The 15,384-nt window shown below is 71.1% G+C and carries 12 protein-coding genes and 2 tRNA genes; 13 read left to right on the top strand and 1 reads right to left on the bottom strand.

Translation table 11 applies throughout. From position 1 onward, the window contains the following. Positions 1-39 precede the first annotated feature (39 nt). The 13 genes from AB1578_15190 to AB1578_15130 all read left to right on the top strand — a co-directional run bounded on the left by AB1578_15190 (position 40) and on the right by AB1578_15130 (position 13,334). Positions 40-114 (top strand) — tRNA-Val (locus tag AB1578_15190). Between the two features lie 151 nt (positions 115-265). After that, on the top strand, positions 266-2,179 hold the full coding sequence (thrS, locus tag AB1578_15185) for a threonine--tRNA ligase (GenBank protein MEW6489249.1): 1,914 nt from the start codon (positions 266-268) through the stop codon (positions 2,177-2,179). 66 nt (positions 2,180-2,245) lie between these two features. Then, positions 2,246-2,770: a translation initiation factor IF-3 gene (gene infC, locus AB1578_15180; GenBank protein ID MEW6489248.1), complete on the top strand. Its 525-nt coding sequence runs from the start codon at positions 2,246-2,248 to the stop codon at positions 2,768-2,770. A gap of 20 nt (positions 2,771-2,790) precedes the next feature. Then, positions 2,791-2,988, top strand: a complete 198-nt coding sequence (rpmI, locus tag AB1578_15175) for a 50S ribosomal protein L35 (protein ID MEW6489247.1) — start codon at positions 2,791-2,793, stop codon at positions 2,986-2,988. A 117-nt stretch (positions 2,989-3,105) separates the two neighbouring features. Then, positions 3,106-3,459, top strand: a complete 354-nt coding sequence (gene rplT, locus AB1578_15170; protein MEW6489246.1) for a 50S ribosomal protein L20 — start codon at positions 3,106-3,108, stop codon at positions 3,457-3,459. Positions 3,460-3,503: 44 nt separating this feature from the next. Next, the gene (locus AB1578_15165) at positions 3,504-4,523 is read left to right on the top strand and encodes a phenylalanine--tRNA ligase subunit alpha (GenBank protein MEW6489245.1); all 1,020 of its coding nucleotides are present in this window, start codon (positions 3,504-3,506) and stop codon (positions 4,521-4,523) included. Positions 4,524-4,534: 11 nt separating this feature from the next. After that, on the top strand, positions 4,535-6,958 hold the full coding sequence (pheT, locus tag AB1578_15160) for a phenylalanine--tRNA ligase subunit beta (GenBank protein MEW6489244.1): 2,424 nt from the start codon (positions 4,535-4,537) through the stop codon (positions 6,956-6,958). A 64-nt stretch (positions 6,959-7,022) separates the two neighbouring features. Continuing rightward, on the top strand, positions 7,023-7,301 hold the full coding sequence (locus AB1578_15155) for an integration host factor subunit alpha (GenBank protein MEW6489243.1): 279 nt from the start codon (positions 7,023-7,025) through the stop codon (positions 7,299-7,301). A 224-nt stretch (positions 7,302-7,525) separates the two neighbouring features. After that, positions 7,526-7,876: a MerR family transcriptional regulator gene (locus AB1578_15150; GenBank protein MEW6489242.1), complete on the top strand. Its 351-nt coding sequence runs from the start codon at positions 7,526-7,528 to the stop codon at positions 7,874-7,876. A gap of 12 nt (positions 7,877-7,888) precedes the next feature. Then, positions 7,889-7,965 (top strand) — tRNA-Pro (locus AB1578_15145). 168 nt (positions 7,966-8,133) lie between these two features. Then, positions 8,134-9,846, top strand: a complete 1,713-nt coding sequence (locus tag AB1578_15140) for a Na/Pi symporter (GenBank protein MEW6489241.1) — start codon at positions 8,134-8,136, stop codon at positions 9,844-9,846. A 169-nt stretch (positions 9,847-10,015) separates the two neighbouring features. After that, positions 10,016-11,785 (top strand): arginine--tRNA ligase, encoded by a 1,770-nt coding sequence (gene argS, locus AB1578_15135; GenBank protein MEW6489240.1) that lies wholly within the window; start codon positions 10,016-10,018, stop codon positions 11,783-11,785. Positions 11,786-11,927: 142 nt separating this feature from the next. Continuing rightward, positions 11,928-13,334 (top strand): DegQ family serine endoprotease, encoded by a 1,407-nt coding sequence (locus AB1578_15130; GenBank protein MEW6489239.1) that lies wholly within the window; start codon positions 11,928-11,930, stop codon positions 13,332-13,334. A gap of 118 nt (positions 13,335-13,452) precedes the next feature. On the opposite strand, the gene AB1578_15125 is transcribed toward AB1578_15130, so the two are convergent. Continuing rightward, positions 13,453-15,384 (bottom strand): hypothetical protein (locus AB1578_15125; GenBank protein ID MEW6489238.1); only part of this gene is annotated, 1,932 nt, incomplete at its 5' end.

The raw sequence follows: 15,384 nt of genomic DNA, 5'->3' as shown, positions 1-15,384 counted from the left end.
GCCGGATGCGCCGGGGCCGCACTCGACGACGACTGCTTTAGGCACGTAGCTCAGTGGGAGAGCACCTGCCCGACACGCAGGGGGTCGGCGGTTCAATCCCGCCCGTGCCTACCATCCTTGTTCGTCCGAGTCGACCGCGAGGGGCATCGCGTGGGCCGCCCACCGATGCCTTTTTTGCTTTGGGCGCGCGGCGTCCCCGCGGTCTGTCTGCCGCGGGGGGTTCCGGATCGGTGAGCGCCGCGTTTCCAGAAGGAGCAGCGATCCCATGTCCATACACGTGACCCTGCCCGACGGCAGCGTCAAAGAGGTGGCGGAGGGAACCTCCGCCTTCGAGATCGCGGCCTCCATCGGCAAGCGACTGGCCCGCGACGCCGTCGCCGCCGAGGTGGACGGCCGCCCGGTGGACCTCACGGCGCCCCTCACCGGGGACTGCACCCTCAAGCTCGTCACGGGCACCACCCCCGAGGGGCTCGACGTGCTGCGCCACTCGGCCGCGCACCTGATGGCCCAGGCGGTGAAGCGGCTCTTTCCCGAGGTCAAGGTCGCCATCGGCCCGGCCACCGAGGACGGCTTCTACTACGATTTCGACACCCCCCGACCCTTTCGCCCGGAGGACCTGGAGGCCATCGAGGCCGAGATGGAGCGCCTGGCCCGGGAAGACATTGCCGTGGCGCGCCAGGTGCTGAGCCGCGAAGAGGCGCTCGCTTTCTTCGAGGCCCAGGGAGAGCGCTACAAGACCGAGCTGATCCGCGACCTCCCCGAAGGCGAGACCCTCTCGGTGTACCGTCAGGGGGAGTTCGCCGACCTGTGCCGGGGCCCCCACGTGCCCTCCACGGGCAAGCTGCGCGCGTTCAAGCTCCTCTCGGTGGCGGGCGCCTACTGGCGCGGCGACGAGAAGAACGCCATGCTCCAGCGCATCTACGGCACGGCGTTCGCGGACCGGGAAGCCCTGGAGCACCGCCTCAAGATGCTCGAAGAGGCCAAGAAGCGCGACCACCGCAAGCTCGGGCGCGAGCTCGAGCTCTTCTCCATCGACGAGGAGGTGGGGCCGGGGCTCGTGATCTGGCACCCCAAGGGGGCGCTCCTGCGCACCATCCTGGAGGACTTCGAGCGCCGGGAGCACCTCAAGCGCGGCTACCAGATCGTGATGGGCCCCCAGCTCCTGAGAAAAGAGCTCTGGGAGCGCTCGGGGCACTACGACAACTACCGCGAGAACATGTACTTCACCGAGGTCGAGGGCCAGTCCTACGGCATCAAGCCCATGAACTGCCTGGCCCACATGTTCATCTACAAGTCGAAGCTCCGCTCCTACCGGGATCTTCCCCTGCGCTTCTTCGAGCTCGGCACCGTGTACCGCCACGAGAAGTCCGGCGTTCTCCACGGGCTGACCCGGGTGCGCGGCTTCACCCAGGACGACGCCCACCTCCTGTGCACTCCCGACCAGCTCCAGGACGAGATCACGGGCATTCTGGAGTTCGTCAAGGACGTGATGGAGAAGTTCGGCTTTACCTACGAGGTGGAGCTCTCCACCCGCCCCGAGAAGTCCATCGGCGACGACGAGGCGTGGGAACGGGCCACCGAAGCCCTGCGCCAGGCCCTGGCCGTGCACGAGATTCCCTACGAGGTCAACGAGGGCGACGGCGCCTTCTATGGCCCCAAGATCGACGTGAAACTCAAGGACGCGCTTGACAGAAGGTGGCAGTGTGCTACAATCCAGGCCGATTTTACCCTGCCAGAGCGCTTCGATCTGACCTACGTGGCGCCGGATGGGGAACGTCGCCGGCCCGTGATGCTCCACCGGGTCATTCTGGGGTCCATCGAGCGATTCATCGGGATCCTGATCGAGCACTTCGCCGGGGCGTTCCCCACGTGGCTTGCTCCCGTGCAGGTCGTCCTCCTGCCGATCACCGATCGCCACATCCCCTACGCCAAGAAGGTGCAGGGGATTTTGCGTTCCCGCGGGCTTCGGGCAGAGCTCGACGACCGCAACGAGAAGCTGGGGTACAAGGTCCGCGAAGCCCAGCTCCAGAAGATTCCCTACATGGCGGTCGTGGGGGACAAGGAAGTGGAGCAGGAGGCCGTCTCGCCGCGGCTGCGTTCGGGTGAGGCCCGGTCCCTGGTACCCCTGGAGGACTTCGTCCGGCAGTTGGAAGAAGAAGCGACGGCCCACCTTCGCTAGGGTCCTGTGAAGCCACCTGGGTTTCACGGGCGCTGAGGGCCGGGATCTCAACCGAGGAGGTGTCTCATCGCCGACCAACCCCGCATCAACCGCATGATCCGCGTCCGAGAAGTGCGCACCATCGGGCCCGAGGGGGACCAGCTGGGCATCCTGCCCATCGAGCGGGCCCTGGCGCTGGCCGAAGAGCAGGAGCTCGACCTCGTGGAGGTGGCTCCCCTTGCCAGCCCGCCGGTGTGCAAGATCATGGATTACGGCCGCTACAAGTACCACATGGCCAAGAAGACGGCCGAGGCCAAGAAGCGGCAGGTGGTCATCCAGATCAAGGAAGTGAAGGTCCGGCCCAAGACCGAGGAGCACGACTTCCAGGTCAAGCTCAAGAAGGTGCGCGAGTTCCTGGAAGAGGGCAACAAGGTCAAAGTCACCGTGATGTTCCGGGGCCGTGAGGTCACGCTTCCCGAAAAAGGCATGGAGCAGCTGCAGAAGATGGTGGAGAACCTCGACGGGATCGCGAAGGTAGAGTCGCCGGCCCGCCGGGAGGGGCGCACCATGTTCCTGATGCTGGCGCCGGTAGTCAAGGCCCCGCCGAAGTAGACCGGAGAGAGAGGAACGAGATGCCCAAGATGAAGACGAAGCGGGCCGCGGCCAAGCGGTTCCAGTTCACGGCCAGCGGCAAGGTCAAGCACCGCAAGGCCTTTCGGAGCCACATCCTCGGCGGCAAGGCCCGCAAGCGCAAGCGGCACCTGCGGGGCCCCGGGTACGTGGACGACACGAACCTGAAGGCGGTCCGGGCGCTCCTGCCCTACGCCTAGTCCGAACCTTTTCCCGACGCTCCGCGCAAATGCCTCGTCCCCGGGCTGCCATGTGCCTGGGGGATGGGCCCGGGCCGCTGTGCCCGGTGCGGGGTGTCCTTTCCTGAGGAGAAAGCCATGGCACGCGTCACCCCGTCGGTTGCTTCGCGGCAGCGCCGCAAGAAGATCCTCAAGCAGGCCAGCGGTTACCAGGGGGGGCGTCACCGCCTCCTGCGCACCGCCACCGAGGCCCTCCACCGCGCGTGGGCCTACGGGTACCGGGACCGCAAGGTCAAGAAGCGCGACTTCCGGCGACTCTGGATCGCCCGGGTCAGCGCTGCGGCCAAGATGAACGGCACTTCGTACAGCCGCCTGATCGACGCCCTGAAGAAGGCCGGGGTCGAGCTCGACCGCAAGGTGCTGGCCGAGATCGCCGTGCGGCACCCCGAGGACTTCTCCCGTCTCGTCGGCCAGGTGTCCGCCCCCCGCTGACCCCAGTGGAAGACCCCGACATGTCCGAGCCGCAGTCGTCCGCCATGGTCCGCCAGCTCCAGGACCTGGAGGGGGAAGCCCTCGCGGGAGTCGCTGCCGCCGCGGATCTGGCTGCCCTGGAGGCGGTCCGGGTGGGTGTCCTGGGCCGCAAGGGCGCTCTCACCGGCTGCCTGCGCGACATGGGGCGCCTGAGCGCCGAGGAGCGCCCCCAGGTCGGCAAGGTGGCCAACCAGGTCAAGGGGCGCATCGAGCAGGCCCTGGAGGCCCGGGAGGCCTCCCTGCGCGCGGGCGAAGCCGGAGCCCGCCTGGCCCGGGAGGCCGTGGACGTGACCCGCTCCGGCCGGGGACCCCACCCGGGGGGCCTCCACCCCGTCACCCTCGTGGTTCGGGAGATCCTCGACATCTTCGTGCGGATGGGTTTTTCCATCGCCGAGGGCCCCGAGGTCGAGACGGAATACTACAACTTCGAGGCGCTCAACATCCCCGCCGACCACCCGGCCCGGGACATGCAAGACACCTTCTACGTGGCCCCCGGCGTGGTGCTGCGCACCCACACCTCGCCCGTGCAGGTGCGCATCATGGAGTCGCGCCAGCCCCCCGTGAAGATCGTGGCGCCCGGGAAGGTGTACCGGTGCGACTCCGACACCACCCACTCCCCCATGTTCCACCAGGTGGAGGGCCTGCTGGTGGAGGCGGGGGTCACCTTCGGCGACCTCAAGGGCACGCTGACCGAGTTCGTGCACCGCTACTACGGGCCGGCCACCGGGGTGCGCTTGCGCCCCAGTTACTTCCCCTTCACCGAGCCCAGCGCCGAGGTGGACATCCAGTGCGTGCTGTGCCGGGGGGCCGGGTGCCGCCTGTGCAAGGGCACGGGCTGGCTCGAAGTGCTGGGCGCGGGCATGGTGGACCCGGCGGTCTACGGCTTCGTGGGGTACGACCCCGAGGGGGTCCAGGGGTTTGCCTTCGGGCTCGGAGTCGAGCGGATCGCCATGCTCAAGTACGGCCTGGACGACATCCGCCTCTTCTACGAGAACGACCTGCGGTTTCTCTCCCACTTCACCTAAGAGCTCCTCCCATGCGCATCAGTCTCAACTGGCTCAAGGCCTACGTGGACGTGGCCCTGCCGCCCGAGGAGCTGGCCCGCCGTCTCACCCTGGCGGGCCTCGAAGTGTCCGGGGTGGAGCGGCTGGGGGAAGGGATCGGCGACGTGGTGGTGGCCCAGATCCTGGAGAAGGGGCCCCACCCCAACGCCGACCGCCTGAGCCTGTGCCGGGTTACCGACGGCACCGACGTCCACCACATCGTCTGCGGCGCCACCAACATGGGAGCCGGCGACAAGGTCGCGCTCGCGCGGGTGGGGGTGAAGCTCCCGGGGGGCGTGGAGATCCGCAAGGCCAAGATCCGGGGCCAGGCGAGCTCCGGCATGCTCTGCTCGGAGCGGGAGCTCGGGCTGGGCGAGGATCACGCGGGCATCCTCATCCTTCCCCCCGAGACCCCCGTGGGGCAACCCGTGGTGGACGCTCTCGGCCTTCCGGACGGCGTGCTCGAGGTGGAGCTCACCCCCAATCGGGGCGACTGCCTCTCGGTGGTAGGGGTGGCGCGGGAGGTGGCTGCCCTGACGGGAGCGCCGCTTCGCGTACCCGAGCCCCGGTTCGCGGAGGCGGGCCCCCCCGTGGAGGACCAGACCTCGGTGGAGATCCGCGACCCGGACCTCTGCCACCGGTACGCCGCGCGGGTCGTGCGGGGGGTGCGCCTTGCCCCCTCTCCCGCGTGGCTTCGCCAGCGGCTGCGGTCCGCCGGGGTGCGGGCCATCAACAACGTGGTGGACGTGACCAACTACGTCCTCCTGGAGCTCGGCCACCCCCTCCACGCCTTTGACCTGCACCGCCTGGCCGGGGAGCGCATCGTCGTGCAGCGCGCCCGGCCCGGCCAGCGGTTCGTCACGCTCGACGGCCAGGAGCGCGTCCTCGACGGCGAGAGCCTCGTCATCTGCGACGCCGAACAGCCGGTGGCTTTGGCCGGGATCATGGGGGGGCTCAACTCCGAGGTCCAAGACGACACGGTCGACCTCCTTTTGGAGAGCGCCTACTTCCTGCCCACCAACATCCGCGCCACCTCCAAGAAGCTGGGGCTTCGCACCGAAGCCTCCTACCGCTTCGAGCGGGGAACCGACGTCGAGGGCCTGCGCCGCGCCCTGGATCGTGCGGCCGAGCTCATCGTGGAGCTCGCGGGGGGCGCCGTGGCCCGGGGCGTGTGGGATGCCTACCCGACGCGCCACGAGCGCCGGCGCGTGCCCTTGCGGTTCTCCAAGGTGGACGGGGTGCTGGGCGTCGCGGTTGCGCCCGACGAGGTCGCCGGCCGGCTGGAGTCCCTGGGCCTCGCGGTGGTCCGCCGGGACGAGGCGGGGCTGGAAGCCGAGGTGCCGCCCCACCGGGTCGACCTGGAGCGCGAGATCGACCTCATCGAGGAAGTGGCGCGACTCCGGGGCTACGACACCATCCCCGCCACCCTGCCCACGGTGCCCATGACCTGCGACCCGGCCCCGGCCCGGGTCGGACTGGCCGACCGCACCCGCGACGCCCTGGCGTCCCTGGGCCTTTGGGAGGCCATTACCCTGAGCTTCGTCGATCCCGAGGAGGACGCCCGCCTCGGCGTGCCCGAGGACTCGCCCCTGCGGCGCAAGGTGGCGCTGGCCAACCCCTTGAGCCGCGAGACGGCGGTGCTGCGCACCTGCCTCCTGCCCGGGCTCCTTCGGACCGCGGGCCTCAACGCGCGGCGGCAGAACCGGGACGTGCGCCTCTTCGAGGTGGGACGCACCTATCACCCCCACGCCGGGGAACGGGAGCCCCTGCCCCGGGAGATCCTCCGGGCCGGCGGGGTACTTACCGGTCGACGGTGGCCCCTTGCCTGGTGGGCCGGGGCCGAGGCCGTGGATTTCTTCGACGTGAAGGGCCTCGTGGAGGAGCTCCTGCGGCGCCTCGGGGTTCCCGCGCCCCGGTTCGAACCCGCCCCGAATCTCCCCTGGCTCCACCCGGGCCGGGCGGCCCAGGTCCTGGCCGGGAAGGGGGGAGAAGTGCTCGGCTGGGTCGGAGAGATTCATCCCGACCGGCGGGAAGCCTATGAGCTGCCCGCGCCCACGCTTGCCTTCGAGCTCGATCTCGAGGCGGTCGCGCGGGCGTCGGGGCAGCCGGGGCACTTCCCCGGAGTCGAGCGCTTCCCGGTGGTGGAGCGCGACCTGGCCCTCGTGATGGACCGCGATACCCCCGCCCAGGCCGTGCTGGATGCCGTGGCGTCGGTGGACGCTCCCCTGGTGCGCAGAGCCTGCCTCTTCGACGTCTTCGAAGGCGGCCGCCTGCCCCCGGGAAAGGTGAGCCTGGCGGTGCGGCTCGTCTACCGCTCCGACGAGCGCACCCTCACCGAGGAAGAGGTGGCCGCGGTGGAGGGCGTCATCCTGCGGCGCCTGGAAGAACGGGTGGGAGCCCGGCTCCGGGACACCTGACATCGAACGGCCGGGTGGCAGCCGCGATGGCGCCGCCCCCCGCAGCAAGGAAAGGACACCGTCCATGACCAAGTCCGACATCGTGGAGGCCATCCACCAGCGCGTGGGCTTCAGCAAGAAGCGCTCGTCCGAGGTGGTGGCCCTGGTCCTCGATCTGATCAAAGAGGCCCTGGAGGACGGGGAAAAGGTCAAGATCAGCGGGTTCGGCAACTTCGAGCTCCGCCGCAAGGATCCCCGCAAGGGCCGAAATCCCCAGACCGGCGAAGAGATCGTCATCACCGAGCGCCAGGTGCTCACCTTCAAGCCGAGCCAGGTGCTCAAGGACCGGCTCAACGGGCGCTAGCTCGCTTTGCCCCGCGCCAGGGGCGAGCCCCACGTAGGGGGCGAGTCACGATTCTCCAGGACAGGAGAATCGGACGTGCCGAAGGCACGCCCGGGAGGGCGAGCCCCACGTAGGGGGCGAGTCACCTCGATGGTCTGAGGCGCAGCCTGGCCAGAACAAGGGCGTTGCCTTTTCCCAGGCGGGTTGCTAAGATCCCACCACTTTCCGGGCAAGGAGGGCGACGGTTGGGCGCAGAGCCCTTCCCCCAGAAGCTCTACTACCGCATCGGCGAAGTGGCGGACATCGCGGGGGTCAAGCCCCACGTGTTGCGGTACTGGGAGACGGAGTTCGGCTTCCTTTCCCCGGCCAAGAACGAAGGAAACCAGCGGTTCTATACCCAGCGGGACCTCCAGAAGGTCCTGACCATCAAGAAGCTCCTCTACCAGGACCGCTTCACCATTGCCGGTGCGAAGCGGCGGTTCCGGGAGGAGTGGAAGCACCCCCGGGAGGAAGGCAGGCAGGAGGATCGGGCCGGCGCGCTCCGCGCGGTGCGCCGGGAGCTCCAAGACATTCTCCGCCTGCTGGAACCGGGATGATCGAGATCACGTCGGGACGTGGCGCAGCCTGGTAGCGCACCTGAATGGGGTTCAGGGGGTCAGGAGTTCGAATCTCCTCGTCCCGACCATCTACACCAAGGGCTTACGAGGCTTGCCTCGTAAGCCCTTTTTCGATGGGAGCTCGCGGCGAGTTCCTGCGCTCGCAGATGTAGCGCGGCGGGGCGAGGCTCGCGGCACGGCTGCGCCATCCACGCGGGCCCTCGCGGCCTGTAGCGCAAGGGAGGGGACCCGCACCCATGTGGGCGACTGCCGGCATGCTCCTGGGGGGCCTGGGCCTCTTCCTCCTGGCCATCGCCCTCATTACCGAAGGCCTCAAGGTGGCGGCGGGGAGCGCGCTGCGCGACCTCCTGGCCCGATCCACCCGCACGCCCATGCGGGGGGTCGCCTTTGGCGCCCTGGTCACCGGGCTCGTCCAGTCCTCCAGCGCGGTGACCGTGGCCGCGATCGGCTTCGTCAACGCGGGATTCCTCGAGCTCTACCAGGCCGTCAGCATCGTCTACGGCGCCGCGGTGGGCACCACCGTGACCGGGTGGCTGGTGGCCTCCGTGGGGTCGCCCTTCAAGGTAGGCTCCATCGCCTACCCCCTCATCGGGGTGGGGATGCTGGTGCGCCTGCTCGGCCCCTCGCGGCGGGCGGGTGCAGCCGGCGAGGCCCTGGCCGGGTTCGGTCTGTTCTTCGTCGGTGTCGGGGTGCTGCGGGAGGCGTTTTCGGGCGCCGCCCCGCTCCTGGACATGGCGGAGCTCTCGCCCCGGAATCCCCTGGGCCTCCTGGCCTTCCTCGGGGTCGGCTTCCTGATGGCCCTCTTTACCCAATCCTCGAGTGCCGCCGTGGCGCTCACCCTGACGGCCGCCGCCGGGGGGGTGGTCGACGTGGCGGGCGGGGGCGCCATGGTGGTGGGGGCGACCGTGGCCACCACCTCGACCTCGGCCCTGGTCTCCATCGGAGCCTCCCCCAACGGACGCCGGGTGGCCCTGGCCCATCTGATCATCAACGCCGCCAATGCCGGGGTGGGCCTCCTATTGCTGCCCCTCTATGCCCGGACACTGGCCTCGGGGGCGTCGGCCCTGGAGTGGGCGGTGGCGCCGGGGCTGGCCATCGCGGCGTTCCACACCCTGTTCACCGTGCTCGGCGTTGCGGTGCAGTGGCCCTTCACGGGGCGGCTGGCGGACTTTCTGTCCCGCCGCTTCGTCTCGGCGGCCGAGCAGACCGGGCGGCCCCGGTACCTGGACCGGGAGGTCATGACGGCTCCGGTGTTTGCCCTGGACGCTTTCGTCCTGGAGTTGGACCGGATGGCGGAGCTCTCCCGTGAGTACGCCCGCTCGGCCATCGCCTTCGAAAGGGAGACCCCCCGGGCGCTGGGTGAGCGCCACGAGGCGTTGACCCGGCTGGTCGCTTCCGTGGAGCGCGCCGTGGGTCGGCTGGAGGCGGAGCGGGTGACCCTGCCTGTGGCCCGGCACCTGCCCCTGGTGCTGCGCATCGCCAACTATATCGAGGAGATGGCGGCGCTGGCGCGGGACGCCGCGGAGAACAGCGAGGCCGTGGAGGCCCTCTCGCGGATGGATACGCCGCTTCGCGGCAGCCTGGTTGCCTACCGGGAAGCCGTGCTGGCCTTCCTCTCCCGGTGCGACCCCCATCGCCCCGACTTCTCGGGAGAGGTTCTCGAGGGGGAGTACGCCGCTCTGCGCGAGTCTTGGCGAGGCCTGAAGACGGCGCTCCTCGAGGCGGGCGTGCGCCGGCAGATTCCGGTGCTCCACCTCAATCCGGCCTTCGAAGAGCTTCGCAGCATGCTGCGCATCGCCGAGCGTTCGACCCGGGTTGCGATCCGGATGGCGGAGCTGAGCCAGGTGGTCCGCTCGGCCGAGGGCGCCGGCGCTCCGGCCGCGCAGGGGCCGGCCGCGCCGGTGGGCGCGCCCGAAGGGGCCGAGACCGGCGACCGCCCATCGCGGTAGTCCCCTTCGGGCGCGGCGGCCCGCCGGTTCCGCGATCCCCGGACGGCGCCGAGGTGCCGGAAGCGGCCTTTACAGCGGCGCCCGTCTGGGGTAGGAAAGGCCCTCCTTCGCACCGAACCGCAGCACCCACCCAGGCTGGCGGCCCGCGCCAGATTCCGGAGGATGCCCCTTGAAGCCCCTGAGCGCGAAACTCACCTCCCTGGTGGCCGGGGCCTTCGAGGCCGCCGGCGTCGACCCCTCCTACGGCGAGGTCGTGGTCTCGGCCCGTCCCGACCTGGGCCAGTTCCAGTGCAACGGGGCGCTTCCAGCCGCAAAGGCGGCCCGAGCCAACCCTCGGCAGCTTGCCGAGAAGGTGGTGCAGCACCTGGATCTGCCCCAGGTCTTTCGCGACGTCTCCCTGGCCGGGCCGGGCTTCCTCAACCTCACCCTCACCGACGCCTACCTGGCGGCCCACGCGGGCGAGATGGAGGCCGATCCGCGGCTCGGGTGCGCCGCCGTGCTCCAGGCCCGCCGGATCGTCCTCGACTACGGGGGCCCCAACATCGCCAAGCCCATGCACGTGGGGCACCTGCGGGCCGCCATCATCGGCGAGAGCCTCAAGCGCGTGGCCCGCTTCCTCGGCCACGATGTGGTGGGCGACGTGCACCTGGGGGACTGGGGCCTCCAGATGGGGATGGTGATCGCCGAGCTCGCCCGTCGCCAGCCGGATCTCCCCTACTTCGAGCCCGAGTCCTGCGGACCCTTCCCCCCCGAGCCCCCGGTCACGTCCGGCGAGCTCGAAGAGCTCTACCCCACCGCGAGCCAACGGGCCAAGGACGACCCCGGCTTCGCCGAGAGGGCGCGCCAGGCGACCTTCGAGCTCCAGCAGGGGCGTCCGGGCTACCGCGCCCTGTGGCGGCACCTGGTGGACGTGTCGGTGGCCGAGCTCCAGGCCGACTACGGGCGGCTTGGGGTGGATTTCGACCTCTGGCTCGGGGAGAGCGACGCCCAGGCTCGCATCCCGAATCTGGTGGAGCGCCTGCGCGGGGAGGGCCACGCCCGGGAGAGCGAGGGAGCGCTGGTGGTCGACGTGGCGGAGCCCGGTGACGCCAAGGAGATCCCTCCGCTGCTCCTCCTCAAGTCCGACGGCGCCGCCCTCTACGGCACCACCGACCTCGCTACGCTGGACCAGCGAGTGCAGGAGCTCGGCGCCGAGCTCGTGCTCTACGTGGTGGACAAGCGCCAGGCCGACCACTTCGTGCAGGTCTTCCGCGCCGCGCGCAAGGCCGGGATCGTCCCCGCCGGGTTGGGCCTGGAGCACATCGGCTTCGGCACCATGAACGGGCCCGACGGCCGGCCCTTCAAGACGCGGGCGGGGGGGGTCATGAAGCTCCGGGATCTCCTGGACCTGGTGACCGACAAGGCCCGGGAGCGCATCCGGGAGGCCGGGGTCGCCCGGGACTACCCCCCGGACGAGGTGGAGCGGATCGCCCACCGGGTGGGGGTGGCCACCCTGAAGTACGCCGACCTCTCCAACCATCGGGCCAAGGACTACGTGTTCGACCTGGAGCGCTTCTCGGCCTTCGAGGGGCGCACCGGCCCCTACCTGCTCTACACCGCGGTGCGCAGCCGGTCGATCCTCCGGAAGGCCGCCGAGGCCGGGCTCGCCCCCGGCGCGCTGCTGCCCCCGGGGGGCGACGCCGAGCGGGGCGTGATGCTCGTGGCGGCGCGGCTGCCCGACGTTGTGGCCGCCGCCTTCGAACACCGGGCCCCCAACATCCTGTGCGAGTATGCCTACGAGCTGGCCACGGCCTTTACCCGCTTCTACCAGGAGCACCACATCCTGAGCGAGGGCGACGCGGCTCGGCAGGCCTCGTGGCTGGGCCTGTGCGACCTGTCGGTGCGCATCCTCCTCCAGGTGCTGGATCTGCTGGGAATCGGCGTGCCCGAGCGCATGTAGGTTTCCGGATCGCGCTGCCCGGTGCACGCCCGCGGCCGCCATGAGAAAGATCTCATGGCGCTCTCAGGCAGCTCTCATCTGGGGGCCTTAGCTTACCGCTTGGATTGTGCGAGGGCAGCTTCCGCTGCAAGGAGGTTCGACCATGAAGACGAAGATGCTCTTTTCCCTGTTGGCCGGCGTGCTGGCCCTGGGGCTGACCGCCACGGCCCCCGGGGCGGCGCCCGCTCCCGAATCCTTTGCACCCCTGGCCGAGCGGCTGGGTCCCAGCGTGGTGAACATCTCCACTTCGGGCACGGTGCGCCAGGCCTCTCCGTTTCGTGCCCCGCCGCGGGGGGGCCGCGATCCCTTCCGGGAGTTTTTTGGCGAAGAGTTCTTCCGGCGGTTCTTCGGGGAGGAAGCCCCCCGGGAGTTCCGCTCCCAGAGCCTGGGCTCCGGGTTCATCCTGGACGCGGAGGGCTACGTCATCACCAACCACCACGTGATCCGCAATGCCGACGAGATCGTGGTCAAGCTCTCCGACGACGTGGAATTCGCCGCCACCGTGGTGGGCACCGACCCCAAGACGGACCTGGCGCTCATCAAGATCGACCCCAAGGGCGCCCAGCTCCACCCGGCGGAGCTGGGGGACTCGGACGCCATTCGGGTGGGCGACTGGGTCATGGCCATCGGCAACCCCTTCGGCTACGGCCACACCGTCACGGCGGGCATCGTGAGCGCCAAGGGGCGGGTGATCGGCGCCGGCTCCTACGACAACTTCCTCCAGACCGATGCCGCCATCAACCCGGGCAACTCCGGCGGTCCCCTCTTCGACGCCAAGGGCAGGGTGGTGGGCATCAACACGGCCATCGTGGCGGGGGGCACGGGCATCGGCTTTGCGATTCCCGTGAACATGGCCCGGGAGGTCGTTACCCAGCTCAAGGACTCGGGCAAGGTGACCCGGGGCTGGCTGGGGGTGATGATCCAGCAGCTCACCCCCGAGCTTGCGAAGCAGTTCGGCCTGGACGAGCCCCGGGGCGCCCTGGTGGGCGGGGTCACGGCGGGCGGGCCCGCAGAGAAGGCGGGGCTCCTGCGCGGCGACGTGATCCTGGAGTTCGACGGGGCGGCGGTGGGCCGGATGAACGAGCTCCCCCGCCTGGTGGCCCAGCGGGCGCCGGGCTCGGAAGTCCAGGTGGTGGTGCTGCGCAAGGGCGAGCGCAAGACCTTCACGGTCACCCTGGGCGAGCTGAAGGATGAGACGGTGGCCGAGGCCGAACCGGCCGCGGAGCAGGGCCTGGGGCTCACCGTGCAGGAGATTACCCCCGAGCTCAAGGCCCACCTGGAGGTGGACGTGGACCGGGGGCTCATAGTCGCGGCGGTGGAGCCCGGGGGACCCGCCGCGGGCGCGGGCCTGCGCCGGGGCGACGTAATCCTGGAGGTCAACCAGAAGGAAGTGGCCGACCTGGCGGCCTACCGAACCGCCCTCCAAGACACCAAGAGCAAGGAGAGCGTGCTCTTCCTCGTCAAGAGGGGCCAGGGAACCCTCTACGTGGTGGTCCCCGTCAAGAAGTGACGTGCTCCCCGGAGGACGCGTCGAGAGGGGGCCCGCACGGGCCCCCTCTCTCATTGGGTGCGCCGGTTTGGCCTGGGCGGGGCGCCGCAGACGGGACCGATTTCTGCCCGAGGCGCCCTCACCGTTGTCCTTCCCGCTCCTCGCCAGCCAGGGCTTTCAGCCGCTCTTGGACCCAAACGGCTGCCTCGCCCGGCAGGCCCGCGGCGAGCGCCGCGCGGTAGGCCTCGGCCGCTCCCCGGGCGTCGCCGGCCTGGTCGCGCAGGGTGCCCAGGCGGGCCAGGGCCGGGGCCCGGTCGGGGCCCTCCCGGGACGCCAGGGTCTCGAAGGCGGTTTGTGCCTCGCCAGTGCGTCCCAGGCGGTACAGGGCCTCGGCTTCCCGGTAGGTTGGGGCACCCGGAGGGCCCGCCCGGCTCCAGCGCAGTACCTCTTCCCACTGCCCCTGCCCGAAGGCGCGCGCGGCGAGCTCGGCTGCGGCCCAGGCCCCCCGGGGGTCGCCGGGGCCGTGGGCGGCCAGGGCTTCCAGTGCCTGCGCGTACCCGGTCTCGTCCCCGGCGGCCTGGAGCGCCAGGGCCCGACGGTGGAGAAGCTCGGCCGGGGACGTTCCCGGGGGTAAGCGCTCGGCGAGGTGCCCGGCGAGGGCGGCTACGCGGGGATGGTCCCCCGCCGCCTCGGCCGCCGCCAGGGCCGTGAGGTGGGCTTCCGACCCCGGGTCCTCGGCCCCCAGGAGGGGCTCCAGGCGGGCCAAGGCCTCGGCCGGGCGGTTCGCGTCCAGGAGGGCCCGGGCGGCCAGGAGCCGGGCATCGCGGAAGGGGGCCGTTGCGGCGGGCACGGCGTCCCAGTGGACCAGGGCTTCGTCCGGCGTGGGCGCGGCACCCGCCAGGGCGAAGCGTACCCTGGCGCGGTCTTCGGGGGGTAAGGCCGTCTCGCTGCCCAGGAGGGCCCGGGCGTGGCCGGCGGCGCGGGCGCCGTCCCCGGTGGCCAGGGCGAGCCCCAGGGCCGCCCGGCGAAGCTCGAGCACCCGAGGCGCGACGGCAGGGTCCGTAGCAAACCCCAGGGCCGCCTCCAGGTGCTCCAGGGCGCGTGCCCGGTCCGCTCCGGGGGCCTTCTGGGCAAGGTCCGCGAGGAGGAGGTGGGCCGTTGCGGCATGGGGACCTTTGGGGGACGCGAGCAGATACGCCTGGAGCGCCCTTCGGGCTTCGGCTCGCCCATCGGGGCCGTCGCCGACCCGGGCCAGGGCCGCCCCCTCTTCGTAGCGGGCCCGCTGGCGCAGCGCCCCGTCCCGGGCGCGGCCGGCGAGGAAGGCCCAGAACGGGGCCTCCGAGGCCGGGTCGCCGCTGCCGCGGGCCGCCGCGATCCCCGCCAGGGCCAGGGCTTCCGCCGCCGGCGCATCGGCCGCCACCCCCGGCTCGGCCAGGGCCCGGCGGGCCGCCTCCCGAGCCGCCGCCGGGTCGTCCCCCGCGCGGGCCTCCACGAGCCCGAGCCAGGCGGAAGGGCGCCGGGGATCGGAAGCGGCCGTCTCCAGGAACCGGGCGAAGCGGCCGGCGGCGACCGCGGCCTTTCCGAGCCGCCGGGCGAGATCCCCGGCGAGGTAGAGGGCGTCGGCCCGGTGGTCCCCCCCCTCCTGCCCCAGGTAGGCCTCCAGGTGCCCTAGGGCCTCGGCGAGCTTTGCCTCCCGGGCCGCAACCCACCCGAGCCAGTAGGGCGCCTCCCGGGCTCCGGGGCCGCCCGCCGCGGCGAGCTCCCCCAGGGCCTGGCGCGCCCCGGGCCAGTCCTCCCGCAGGAGCTCCGCCTGGGCCAGCACCGCCAGCACCTCGGCCCGGCGGGGATCGCCCGGGGCGGCCGTCAGGAACGCCCGAAGCTCCTTGGCCGCCAGGTCGTGGAACCCGTCCTCGAACGCCTTGAGCCCCACCACGAGTCGGTCCTGGCCCGGCGACCGGGGAGGCGGCTTCTGGGCCCAGAGGGTACCGGGCGCCCACAGCAGCAGCAGGGCAGCCAGCGCGGCCGCGGCCGTTCTGCCGTGACCCGTCGGACAGGTCAGACAGGGCCGACC

The sequence above is a fragment of the Thermodesulfobacteriota bacterium genome (genome assembly GCA_040756475.1).
Lineage (GTDB): Bacteria > Desulfobacterota > Deferrisomatia > Deferrisomatales > JACRMM01 > JBFLZB01.
This window is presented reverse-complemented; position numbering and strand designations above follow the sequence as displayed.